The sequence below is a fragment of the Aporhodopirellula aestuarii genome, assembly GCF_023701485.1.
In the GTDB taxonomy this organism is placed as follows: domain Bacteria; phylum Planctomycetota; class Planctomycetia; order Pirellulales; family Pirellulaceae; genus Rhodopirellula; species Rhodopirellula aestuarii.
The window spans coordinates 354,206-366,855 of record NZ_JAMQBK010000039.1 but is presented as its reverse complement, the minus strand read 5'-3'; the positions used below and the strand labels follow the sequence as shown (position 1 = coordinate 366,855).

The following is a 12,650-nucleotide window of genomic DNA, read 5'->3' as shown; positions in this document are numbered from 1 at the left end:
GCATCAACTCTACGCTGCCGTGAAAGACATTCTTTGACATGAGGTTGCCCGGCACATCTCGCGGCTATCGACGAACGGCATAGTGGTAATATCCGATCATCATTTCTTCCCAAGTTTGATCGCCCCAGCGGACGGTTTGGGTGGGATCAGGGTTACTGAGATTTTTCTCGCTGTTGTCGTATGTGGCATGAGCAATAAACCGTCCGCCATTGGGCAGCTTCAGCGGTTCGGCGAGAACGTAGGACGTTTGCCAATTGAAATCGTAGTGCGGCACGTCGAGCAGAATGCTGGCAGATTCGTTTGACGACCACCACGACCGCGCGGACTGCAACTCATAGCGAAACGACTTGCCGCGGACATGCATGTGAGGCATCAGCGCGAGCAGCTCGGCGTCTTTGGGCAGACGCGAACCGTACGCGGTCACCTGATAGTTTGACTCACCCGGCGGAATCGCCAATTTCGTCTGCAATACACTATCGGTTCGAACTTCATGCGTGATCTCCGATTCCGTTGCCCTCACGATCGCGAACTCACTCAAGTCCTCCTGCGGTGAACCGGTAGGTGTGTAGTGGACTTGAAAAATCAATTCACTGCCTGCGGGAATTCGTTTGGCGTAGCCCGGTGCGAAGGGTTCGACGCGATACCCGGGCACGTAACCATCCAGGAAGCCGCGTTGTGCGTGGAGCCCGGTACGTGTTCCCGGTTGGCGGGCGAAAACGAGGATGTGATGAACCACACTTCGGTTGCCCGGACGCAGTTGCATCGCAGAGACCCAAACGTCTTCCTCAAATCCGGGGTCGACGCGAAAATATCGATACTTCACCTCGCCGCTGGCGGGGATCGAAACGGGTTTGTCGGTAATCGGAAACACATAGTCCGGTTGGCGAGGCAACTCCCAAATGCGTCCGTTCTCGTCACGGACGTCTTCAATCACGGCCAATTCTGCCGGGTTGGAAACGTTGGCTTTCACAGGAGCCTCGCCTTCCTCTGCTCCGCTGTCCGCCCATCTCTCAAGCAGACCGAGTTCCTCATCACTGAGTTTTCTTTCATTACGAAATGTGGCCGTCGACAATGGCCCGGCATGCCAAGGAGGCATACGACCCTCGCGTGTTGTTTCCACGATCATGTCGGCCCACCCGGCGACTTCATCGTAGTCGTTAAGCACGAACGGACCGATCTCACCCTCACGGTGACAGTCAACACAATGTGCACTTAGAATCGGAGCGATATGCTCATGATAAGTGATTGCTTGTCCCTCTTTTTGGACCGCCGAATCGCTAGAAATTTTTTCCAGCGATTTGCGTCGTCCGATCAAACAACCGACCGCGTCGGTCTGCGGGACGGAGACCGGCTTTCCTGCCAACACTTCGTCGATCGCTTCACGCAGATCGTTACGTCTCGGACGATCGAGAATCGTGCCGATACCATATTGGTCGTCGATACGCCCTCGATACCGCAACCCCCGCTGCGAATCGAACAGGAACACCTCGGGAGTTCGCTGCGCTGCCAGAGCATCGGCAAAGCGGTTGCCGAGATCTTTACCGACCGGAAACGGCAATTCAGTCCGACGCTCGAACGCAGCAATTTCTTCGAGTGAATCTTGACGATTACTCATCACGGCGAGAAACGAGACCCCGCGGGATTGGTAACGTTCGTGCAAGTCGCTCAACGTGGCCGCGTACAATTTTGCGAGCGGGCATTCGGTGCCTAAGAAGGCGATGACGACGCACGAACCTTCTTCGAGGTCGGCGTCGGTGATGTTCGCTCCAAGAGAGTTCTTGAGTTCGAAGCGAGACAATCGCACGTCGCTGGCGACCGAATCGGCATGCACGTGGCTCCCACCCGCTACCAAATAACCAAACACGAACAGCGTCGCGGCACAAACGCGAATACGGCGGACATCGCAATCAAACAGAGACATCACATCTTCCACAATCTAGGACCAGAAATTCATCAAATAGAGTAACGCGGCAACGCGAGGAGGAATACATGAGTTTCGCTCGGTAGCCGGCCCGACTCGCCCACGCTATTCTCGATCTCCGCCCCGCGAGGACGTCTCTCGGCGATGGCGAACGCCTTTTTCCCGCAATTTACGTTGGCAATGTTCCCTGACGCGTTCCTCCCTGAACTCCTCGACGATCTCCTCCCGGTTGGCTCTCGCTGCCGATTCGTCGCACGCGAAAAACTGGCGGGTGGCTGCATCAGCGACGCCGAACGCCTGACGATTGAACACCCCGACGATCGAGACGGATCGTCGCGGCGGGTGTTGTTCTGGAAAAAGAACAACGTGGGTTTTCTGGAAAACTTCCGCTGCGAAGCCAACGGCCTGCAAAACCTTCGGGACGCCGGCATCATCCGCACCCCCGCGGTGCTAGGTCTCGGTGTGTCAGGGGGACAATCTCACCTCTTGCTCGAGTTCATCGAACGCGGACGCAGCGGCATTGATTACCAACGTTTTGGTGATTCGCTCGCACAGCACCATCTCGCCACCGCGGGCGACTCGATCGGATGGCCTACCGACAATTTCTTGGGTTCGACGGTTCAACCCAATCGCTGGACAAGCGACACCGGATCATGGCCCGATTTCTTTGCCAGCCGACGTATCGAACATCAAACACGCATGGCGTCGGATGCAGGATTACTCGACACGACGTTGAAAAAGGATCTGGGAGACATCATTCGGGGAATGGACCAATGGTTGGCCGGTCGCGAAGATCTGTCGTCCCTCTTGCACGGTGATCTTTGGAGCGGCAACTTTTGGTCGGATCCAGACGGAGCCCCTGTTTGGATCGATCCGGCTGTGTATCGTGGATGCCGCGAGGCGGAATTCGGAATGATCGAACTGTTTGGAGGATGCCCCGGTGTTTTCCACGAGGCGTATCTCGCGCGGTGGCCGCTGCCCGATGGATGGAGACGCCGCGTCGACATTTACGTCCTCTACCATTTACTCAATCATCTGAATCTTTTCGGGACAAGCTATCTGCAGTCTTGCCGCGCGCGAACCGCTGCGATCTTGCGGTCGACATGATCTCGGTTCCCGACTTCTTTGTGATCAAACCTTATGTTGCAACCCATCTCACTGCCGCGCAACCTCGACGCACGTCCGATTCCTACCACAATTCACGCGATGGTGCATGACCTACGATGTCGCATTGAAGCGTTCCAAGATCGATGGGACGTGCCTCAGATCGAGCAATTCGTTGCCGCAGACTACGAATTGGTTTATCAAACGCTGGACTGGTTGCGAGAATCGCAAATGATGATCGGCAATCGCTTCTTGGAATGGGGATGCGGGTTCGCCGCAGTGACCCTGATCGCCGATAGCCTCGGATGGGATTGCATCGGGATCGAATCCGAATCAACGCTGTTGACGCATGGACACCAAACGGTTGCGGATTGGTGTCAAACGCTGCGTAGTAATGATGACGTGACATCCAACCACACCGCTACGTTGTCGGCGGTCCCCGAACTCGTGCGGGGCAATTTCCTGCCAACGGGCTCAGAATCGCTGGCCGACGATCCGACGCTACCGAGCCTTGGTCACGACACCGAGAACGCGTATCGAAAACTCGGATTGGAACTGGATGACTTTGCCGTCGTGTATAGCTATCCGTGGCCTGGTGAAGACGAATTTCATGAACTCGTCTTTGACCGACACGCCGCACGCGGAGCAATCTTGGTGCAGTTCTGCGGTCCCAACGACGTCAGAGCGTGGCGAGCGGTCAGCAATCCGTAACGTAATCCCGCCGAACGAGCAGACGCATCTGCCCGTTCCGATGGCGTGACAATTTCTTACGGTCGCGTCGCGATTTCGATCGGACGAATCAGACCGAGGTAGGCCATCAAATCACGCACCTCGGTAAGAGTCAGATCATCAATCAATCCACTCGGCATGATGCTCATACCACTTGGTTGGATCGAGTCCACTTCGTCATTCGGGATCATGGTGATTTCGTTGCGTGAATCACGAATTTGGAGCTCGTCACCGATCGTGCTGACCATCCCCACATACACTTGACCAGAAACCGTCAAGACTTTCTTGCTGGCGTATTGGCTGCTCACAACATGAGACGGATGCAGGATCGATTCTAAGATTTCGCGACGGGTGAACCGTTTGGCCATGTTGGTCAGATCGGGTCCAACCGGGGTGCCTGTGCCTTGGTGCCGGTGACAACTCGCACATTGTGCACTCTGGAAGAGGGACATGCCCGCATGCAGATCCCCGGACTCGCCTTCGGACGATTCGAGGAAGGTCAACAATTGATCCAGATCCCACTTCGATTCATCTTCACGCGGCAAGTCCGCGGCCGGGCGATCGGGGAATGTTTTGGAATACCATCGCTGCCAAAGAGCCATCGTTCGTGCCGCACCTTCGGGACGAGTCATGCCGGTCCAGTGCTCGAGCAGCCGCTCCACGTTCTCAAACGATCCGCCATCCTTCTCTTGCCGCAGACCCATCAGAATGAGTGCCCGCAACGCCATCGGATCGTCGGTCGCGATCGGAACGGTACGTAGTTTGGAAACGACTTCCTCAGCGGACGGACCGTCGAGAATATTCAGACTGCGAACGAGGTAATCCCAGTTCTCGCCGTCCGGCTTCTGAGCCAACGCGAGCGATACCACCGCACGACGTTGGGGTTCGGTTCGCCAGATCTTGCGAAGATGATCGGCAGACTCTTCATCCGTTGCCGTCGACAACATCGCGATGATGCCGGTTCGCAAACGACGATTGACGTCATCAATCGTCGGCTCAGCAACGAGTTCGTCGTCGAGTTTTCGTAGTTTCTCGGCGGTGGCGTCGTCGACCGGACGCTTTAAGCGGAAGATGGCTCCGAGAGCCGCGTTTCGCCAACGCCCGCCTTCGTCCAAGATCGCTTGCACATCGTCATCGGAGAGATGCCGAGCAAAATCACGCGTGACCGCGACCATGTACATCGGCAGCGAACCTTCCGAATCTTCGGCGGCAATCCGTTCATACATCTTCAACATTGCGAACCGTTCTTGAGCGGTCCAGTTTCGATCGATCCGCTGCAGACACATTGCGGTCAGTACGCGATCGAGTTTTGGCGCGTCGGAATCGATGTATTCCATCGCCCGGGGAATCATGGATTCGGCTTGGAGGTAGGCGGCCAGTCGAATCAACTCATGATTGATCCGTGAATCACCCGAAGGGAATTCTTGAGCGATCCGGTCGCGGAGCCATGGCACAGCGGTCGGTGGAATTTTGCATCGCGACAACGTGACTTGGCACAACCGCAGCGTATCGACAAAGTCTTTATCGCTGAGGAACCCTTCCATCATTTTGCCTGCCCGTTGCAGCACTTCGGCGCCGGTCACGGGTGTCGGGTCGGCCGCAACGAGACCGAGCATCCCGACGAGCGAGGTGCGAGTATCGTCGGACGCCATCACTTCTTCTTTCCAATCATCCACTGGCATCCGCTGCAACACTTGGCGAGCGAGATAGGCCACGGTGCGATCTTGTGACGACAGCAGGGTGATCAATGGATCGGTATCGCGAGGGAATTGGCCGCTGCGAAGAATCGCTTCGCATGCCGTCCGCACGACTCGCACATCACCGTCAGAAAGCAGTTCTTGCAAACGGGCCGCAGCACCCCGTGAGGGCGACAACCCCAACTGCATTGCTGCTCGGCGACGCACGGCTTCGTTTTCAGTTTTGGAAAGTTCAACGAGCAATTCTTCGCTCGGGGTCGGCCCGTACATTTGCATCAGATTCAACGCACGGATGCGATACGACGCCGGGTTGTCTTCGCTGTATGCCACACCGGCAACCTGTTGACTCCAATCGTCGCCGAGTTCATGACGAATGGTTGCGATCTCCTGGCGCGACCAGGCGGCGTCGAGTTGCGGTTGACGCACAGCGGCAGCGATGCCGTTGCCGATCTGTTTCATCGCATCTGGAATCTTCCCTTGATAGACGACACGGTACACACCGCCGGCGGTTCCGCGTCCACCCGTGCAGAAATACAGTGCTCCATCAGGTCCGACAGACAAGTCCGTCACATTAAGCGGTGTTCCCTTTAAGAAAACTTCGCTGTCAGCGGAGTAACCACTGCCGCCCGGTTTGAGCCGCACGTTCAAGATGCGACCTTCAGACCAGTCGGCCAAGAAAACGCTGTCGTGATAGCGGACCGGGAACATGTGGTGTTCGTAACATTCAATTCCGGTCGGGCTGCCTCGTCCGGTGTCGAGCAAAACTGGATTGCGATCGTAGTAGTACTCAGGCCATTTTGCCCATCCGGTTCGCCAGCCGAACTCGGCGGCCTCGGTGACTTCCAGCAATACCGTCGGACGGTACCAGGGAGTTTCCACATCGGCTTCCATGTCGGCATCGTGCACGAATAGGCTGCCGCTGGGATGGAACGCCAAGTCGTAAGTGTTTCGCAGACCGCCAGCAACCCGTTCGACGACATCGCCATCGATGTCGGTCCGGATGATGGTTCCACCAGGGGCTTTGACACCGCGACCGTGTCCACCCGGATCTTCGAATCGTGGCAGCAAGTCGCCTTCGTAAATATCACGCAGCGTTTCGCCTTTGCCCGTTTTGCCGATGGGTTGAACGTGACTTCCCAGTGATACGTAGATCATTCCATCAGGCCCGAGGCGGAGACCATGAGGTCCATGCTCGCCACCTTCCCCTCGGAATTTCAGAATCGTTTTGACGGTCTCGAGAGTTCCGTCACGGTTGGAGTCGGTCAAGCGATAGAGTGCCGTACCCTCGGGGCCTTTTCCGGTAACGAAGACTTCGCCATTGAGCGGCAGAATGCCTTGAACCGATTCAACTTGGTCGCAGTAAGTCCGGACGTCTTCGGGAATGCCGTCCTCATCGCGATCGACAACGATCAACAGCGGCCCTTGCTCCTGCGACAGAACCACGTGTCCGAATTCATCGAACGCCATCGCGATCACCGATCCGACTTGCTCGTCATTGAGGACGCGTTGGACACCGAATCCGCGTTGAATTTGGAAACGTTCGCTTTGTTCTTTTTCGGTTTCGACGGCCACGGTTTGTTGGCGATCCCAAGGAACCGTTTCACCTAACACGCCAAACGAAACCGCCGTGTCCCATGTCCGATCGTTGAGCATCGGGTTGTCCCAGCTGCTCTCTTCGGTGAGGCTGGTTCGCCAGCTATCGTCGGTACTGAACGTGTACCATTTTTCGTCGCCTTCCGGCTGGATCGAAACGCGTGCGACGAGAGCGGCGGTGTCACCATGAGTGTTCTTGACTCGAATGGCCACGACGTTTCGGCCAATTTCCAAATAGTCGGAGATTTCAAACTCCTGCATTTGGCGATACGACTTGCCGTTTCCGATCACTCGTCCGTTCACCCGGACTTCGTAATCGTCATCGGCAGCGATTTCGAGGATCCCTTCGCCACGCTGACGCAGATTGAGGACTTTGCGGAACCAGCAAGTTTCGCCGACCTCGATCGCTTGATCCCGCGCCGTGCCGCCTGCCCAAATCCATTGAGCCTCAGTTGCCGAAGCTACCGAACCGGCTGGCCACTGCGTCGAGAGCGAGAGTCCCAACCCCAACGGCGAAGCAATGCCGACCACGATGACGGCAAAAAGCGTTAAATTTCGTCCTGTAAACATTCCTGACGAGCCTTCCATGGCGAGAAATCAGACATTTCAAGGTAGTTTTTTAAACCGCCGCCTTTTGGACGAATCTCTACCTGAGTATTTCACGTTCAGCGTTAACAAATATTCCCCCCCGACCGCAAGTCCTTCCTAAGACTTATTTTCTCACCGGACGAATTCGACGTCGTCGAGTCGCGTCCATCCCTGCCGGGATTCGTCAATTCGCACCTGGATCCACTCACCTCTCGTCCGGCCGACATCGAATGCTCGGCCCTCCGCCGCGGGAACGGTTTCCACAATTTCAAACGATTCCCCGTCCCCGGAACGCAGCGTCAACTCCGAAACAACGGCGATGGCGTGATCTCGGCCTTCCCATGCGATCTCGCGCAAAACCATCGTGAAACCCAGTACAGCCAGCATCAACATGACGCCCCTGAGCCACCCAAACGATCTGCGTTTGGAGTAAATCCGAGCGATCAGCAGGGCCCAGCCCACCACCGAACCCACGCCCAAAACGACGATCCACAGCAGGGGCAACCGCCATTGAGAAACCGCCACCCCGGCATCGACCTGGGCGAGCAGACCGTTTGTCTGCGCCCGAAAACTCAAGGGGGCATAGCGTTGAGCCCGAAGATAATTCGCGATCGCTCGGCCAACCTGCCCGCTATTGAAATACGCATTGCCTAAATTCAAGAACAAGCCGCCATTGCTGACTCCACTATCGACGATTTGTTGATACTTGGCAGCCGCGATTTTGAATTTCTCCGCGGACTCGTCACCGTCACTCCCAAACGCTTCGGCGTAGATTTCCCCCGCTTCGGCGAGCAACGCGGACCGCTGCGATGCGTCGAGGGAAATCGTCGGAGATGCGGTTTGCACGTCCTCGGCGACCACCTCAACCTCTTCCCCGCTAGCAAACGCAGACACCGGACTGAGCGAGCAGAACAACATCAGGATCATCCCGATGGCCGATTGCCGGATCACCGATTCACGTTTTCCAGACGGATCTAAGCTTGCGCGGCGCGTTCCAACGGTTCGCCACCACGACTTCCTCGCCGCGTCCGTCCGCTCGACCCAGTCAATCGACTGCCGCAACAACGCTTCGAACGACCGGGAACTGTTTCGGCATTCGTGCGACAACGTTTCGAGCTCGGCCGCCAACTGTGACTGACCGTTGCGTCGCAAAAACCCCAGCCCTTCGAGCCAATCGGCATCGCTCGATGATCCCGAAACACCGCGTAGCGAATTCAAATAGGAAGTGAGGACCGCAGGAATCTCATTGCTGGTCGAAACGGACTTCAGCGCAGTGACCGCACGGTGCCGGCGTGAACCAAGCCAGTTTTTTGGTGAACGCAAACGCGACCGATTGACGACCGTCCAAATGCCCAGAAAGCAACACGGTGGGATCAGCAAGAGCATCAACGCGGGACGCAATATCGAGCGGGGCTGATCGTGAGCCAACACGGACTCCGACGTTTGATTTCGAAACAAGTACGCGGCGGGAGAGATCGATTGTGACGCGGTGGCTTGCGATTCGTTTGACTCACTGGCGCGATTACGAACTCCCGCATCACTCACGATTGCATCCAATCCCAACGTTTCGGATTCGCTAACCACGATCGGAATTGCTTCGCTCGCAACCGTCTGAAATGTTTCCGATTCGGGGTCGAAGAAGCTCATTTCGATCGCGGGTATCTCTTTGACGGATGTGTTTCGTGGCCGCACCGTTGTCGTAAAATATTTCGCTCCGTCCTGGACGAACCCTGCCAACGGTTGTTGATCGACGCGAAAATCAAGATTCAAGATGTCCAACCGTGGTGCTTGCACCAGTTCCAATGGTCCATCGCCACGAATCGTGATCTGCAACGTGATCGGGTCCCCCGCATCAACTTGCCGGGTATTCGTGCGTGCTGTGATTTCGTAATTCCCGACTGCACCTTGGTAGGATTCAGGACGCCCGTCCGTCGGAATCGGCAACACCTGAGTCGCGTCAACGCTCGCATTGGCGTCGATCGGTCGTGTTTTGGTGATCCTCAAACGTGGGCCAAATGCCGAACCGAAACGATCATCATTCAACATCCGTGAGAGCGGTGAATTACTGAAGAACGATTCCATCGGATCGCGGGTACGTTCCAAAGCAACGGGATAGTCCATGACAACACGGACGTCGCTGGCGTCAATTTGTCCTGGTCGCTTGGGATAGATCGTCGCCTCGATCTCGTAAAGATAGTAGCTTCGCTGCGTCCCTTCAGCGTCCTTTCGCAGCACCTCGGTGCCGCCCGGACGTTGGCGATGTTCGTCGAGGTCTTGCATCTTCAACGCAAAACTGCCCCACGATGTCCGCGGCGAGATCATGGACCACATGTCGGCTTCATCGAGCGTGACTTCAAACTGCCGATCGCGAAATGGACGCACCCATATTTTGAGCGTCAGGTCGAGCGGTTGTCCCACGTAAACGTGATCCTGTTTACCTTCAATCTCAACAAAGAGCAGATCTCCCGTTTCGCTCACCGTCGCAACAAAACTCAGCGGATCGGTGGAGAGATTCTGGCCGTTCACATTCAGTCTTATGGAAGGAATCTCAAACTCGCCTGGACGCTCTGCCGTCACCGCATATTTGTAAATAAGCGACATCGAGCTTGAGACTCTGCCGTTGATATACATCTGCTGCGAGTGCCGAGCCGGTACCCCGAGGGACCGGATGCTCACCCCATCCACGTCGGGAATTGACAGTTGTCGAACATCGTCGACATCTTCAACGACAACTTGCAAAACGAAGGGATCGCCGACATAGGCCTCACGAGTCGACAATCTCGCCCTCAATTCAGCCGCCGCAACGCCCGGCGTAGCGAGAAAGCCCTGCGAAACGGCGACCAACGTCAGAACGGCACCCAGAAGAGGGTTGAAAAGACGCGGATGCAATTGATGGCAGAATGAAACAAATTGCATGGCAGACCCTGACGAACACCTCTCGATTGAGAATTTCTACTTACCAAAACCAGCTCTACGCAGTGAATGCCTTGCAGGTTTGGTGCCGGACGGCGCGCCGGCAGAAGTCGCTCGGTAGGTTTAGACGTACCGATCTTCGGCGAGATACAGGATCGCGTTGCAGTTAGGGCAGAACGTCAATTTCGACAACATGATTTGGCTGACCACCTGCGTGGTGAGCGTTTGATAACACCCGCCACAGGACTCGTCCTCAATCGGCGCGAGGGCTTCGTCGCCACGAGCCTCGAGCAACCGTTTGTAATCGGCTTTGACCGCAACCGGAATCAACGTTTCGGCTTCTTCGAGTTGAATTTCGACGCGTTCGAGATCCAACGCAATTCGCTTTTGTCGCTCTTGAATTTCTGCGATCCGTTGGTCACGCTCCGCTTCCGCGGCGGCGAGTTTTTCTTTGGTTTCGGCCAAGCGGGCTTCGAGTGAATCGATGCGTTCGAGAATTTCGAAAATCTCGTCATTCTGCACGCTGTTGGCTTGCTCGTCCGCTGCGATTTGCTCCTTGAGCAGCGAGAACTCTTTGTTGCTGGCCGCTTCATTGAGCCTCCGCTGAAGGTCCCGAACGTGGGCCTCGCGGGTCTGCAGTTGCAGATGCTTTTCATCCGACAACATTCGCGTCTTCTTTAAAACAGCGATTTCCTTATCGACTTCGGCTTGGGCCGTTTCAACCGATGCCTCAACGGCTTTGATTTGCATCGGTCCCCGTCGGGCTTGGCCTGCCAAATCCGAACGCTGTTGGTGGATTCGGTGCAGTTTGCGAAGTAACTGCGATGAGATTTCGATCGAAGCGGGAGCAGCCATTAATTTTCAACAGATGGGAGATTGGATTTTGGAGGAAAGAATCACTCCGCTTTTTCGGGAACTTTTTCGAGAATATCGAGCAACACGGTGTCGGTCTCAATGCCTTCGGCTTGCGCTTCGAAATTGAGCAACACACGATGCCGCATGGCTGGCAAGAACACGCGGCGGATGTCTTCAAAGGAAACATTGAACCGCCCGTCGAGCAAGGCCCGAACCTTCGCGGTAAGAGCCAGCGTTTGGGCACCACGGGGGCTGCTGCCCCAACGCACGTATTCATTCGTGATCGGCACGCTGTGGGCCCCCTGCGGGTGCGTCGCCATCGTCAACCGCACTAAGTAATCCTGAACATGGGGAGCAAGAATGACTTCGCGGACGAGCTTTTGCCAACGAATGATCTCGTTGCCGTCCATCACCTTTTCGATCACGGGATGCTCCCCGCGTGTGGTTCGATCGACGATCGTACCGAGCTCCTCGCGTGAGGAATAACCCACCACGAGTTTGAATAGAAACCGGTCCATTTGAGCTTCGGGAAGCGGATAGGTGCCTTCCTGCTCGATCGGGTTCTGCGTCGCAAGAACAAAAAACGGCTGTGATAATTCGAAACGCATTCCGGCCGCCGTGACAGTGCCTTCCTGCATCGTTTCGAGCATCGCGGATTGCGTCTTGGGAGTCGCCCGGTTGATCTCGTCAGCGAGCAAAATCTGGGTGAATACCGGGCCGCGTTGGAACTCAAATTTCCGCCGACCGCTCTCATCTTCCACGATCATGTTGGTGCCCAAGATGTCAGCGGGCATCAGGTCGGGGGTGAACTGAATGCGACTGAATTGCAATTCGAGGACTTCGGCGAGCGTCCGCACCAGCATCGTTTTGCCCAGCCCCGGAACGCCTTCGAGCAGGCAATGGCCTCGGCACAACATCGCGGTCAAAACACCGTCAACGATCTCGGTATGGCCCACAATCACACGGCCGATCATTTCCCGCACGGCGGAATATCGCGTGCGGAATTCCTCTGCGTCGGCCTGCATCGTTTCGACAGTGGACATGAATAAACGCCAAAGGTGAGAGCCAAAATGAAAAATAGCATTTTTGCGTGGGCAAAGCCACGTCCGCAAAGTCTAACACGATGACACGGTCATGTGCAGAAGAGCGCCACCAAACGACCAATGCGTGCCAGCGGTGAAAGACGCTTCCAAAGCGGCCAGCAAACGAGGTGTTTTTTCCAAAAAAAGGGCGACTTCATCGACCGGAAT

The 12,650-nt window shown here is 56.0% G+C and carries 7 protein-coding genes; 2 read left to right on the top strand and 5 right to left on the bottom strand.

Annotated elements, in window-relative coordinates:
- Positions 1 to 64 precede the first annotated feature (64 nt).
- Positions 65 to 1,921: a redoxin domain-containing protein gene (locus NB063_RS15565; RefSeq protein WP_250929654.1), complete on the bottom strand. Its 1,857-nt coding sequence runs from the start codon at positions 1,919 to 1,921 to the stop codon at positions 65 to 67.
- 144 nt (positions 1,922 to 2,065) lie between these two features.
- Between NB063_RS15565 and NB063_RS15560 the strand changes: the two genes are divergently transcribed.
- Positions 2,066 to 3,028 (top strand): fructosamine kinase family protein, encoded by a 963-nt coding sequence (locus NB063_RS15560; protein ID WP_250929653.1) that lies wholly within the window; start codon positions 2,066 to 2,068, stop codon positions 3,026 to 3,028.
- 33 nt (positions 3,029 to 3,061) lie between these two features.
- Complete coding sequence (locus NB063_RS15555) at positions 3,062 to 3,736, top strand: class I SAM-dependent methyltransferase (RefSeq protein WP_250929652.1); 675 nt, start codon at positions 3,062 to 3,064, stop codon at positions 3,734 to 3,736.
- A 56-nt stretch (positions 3,737 to 3,792) separates the two neighbouring features.
- Here the strand turns inward: NB063_RS15555 and NB063_RS15550 are convergent, their stop codons facing one another.
- From NB063_RS15550 to NB063_RS15535, 4 genes are all read right to left on the bottom strand, one after another.
- The gene (locus NB063_RS15550; RefSeq protein WP_250929651.1) at positions 3,793 to 7,614 is read right to left on the bottom strand and encodes a DUF7133 domain-containing protein; all 3,822 of its coding nucleotides are present in this window, start codon (positions 7,612 to 7,614) and stop codon (positions 3,793 to 3,795) included.
- 150 nt (positions 7,615 to 7,764) lie between these two features.
- On the bottom strand, positions 7,765 to 10,548 hold the full coding sequence (locus tag NB063_RS15545) for a BatD family protein (protein ID WP_250929650.1): 2,784 nt from the start codon (positions 10,546 to 10,548) through the stop codon (positions 7,765 to 7,767).
- 120 nt (positions 10,549 to 10,668) lie between these two features.
- Positions 10,669 to 11,400 carry a zinc ribbon domain-containing protein gene (locus tag NB063_RS15540; protein WP_250929649.1) on the bottom strand — a complete coding sequence of 244 codons (732 nt, stop codon included), beginning with the start codon at positions 11,398 to 11,400 and terminating at the stop codon, positions 10,669 to 10,671.
- A 41-nt stretch (positions 11,401 to 11,441) separates the two neighbouring features.
- Positions 11,442 to 12,443 (bottom strand): AAA family ATPase, encoded by a 1,002-nt coding sequence (locus tag NB063_RS15535; RefSeq protein WP_250929648.1) that lies wholly within the window; start codon positions 12,441 to 12,443, stop codon positions 11,442 to 11,444.
- Positions 12,444 to 12,650: the final 207 nt, after the last annotated feature.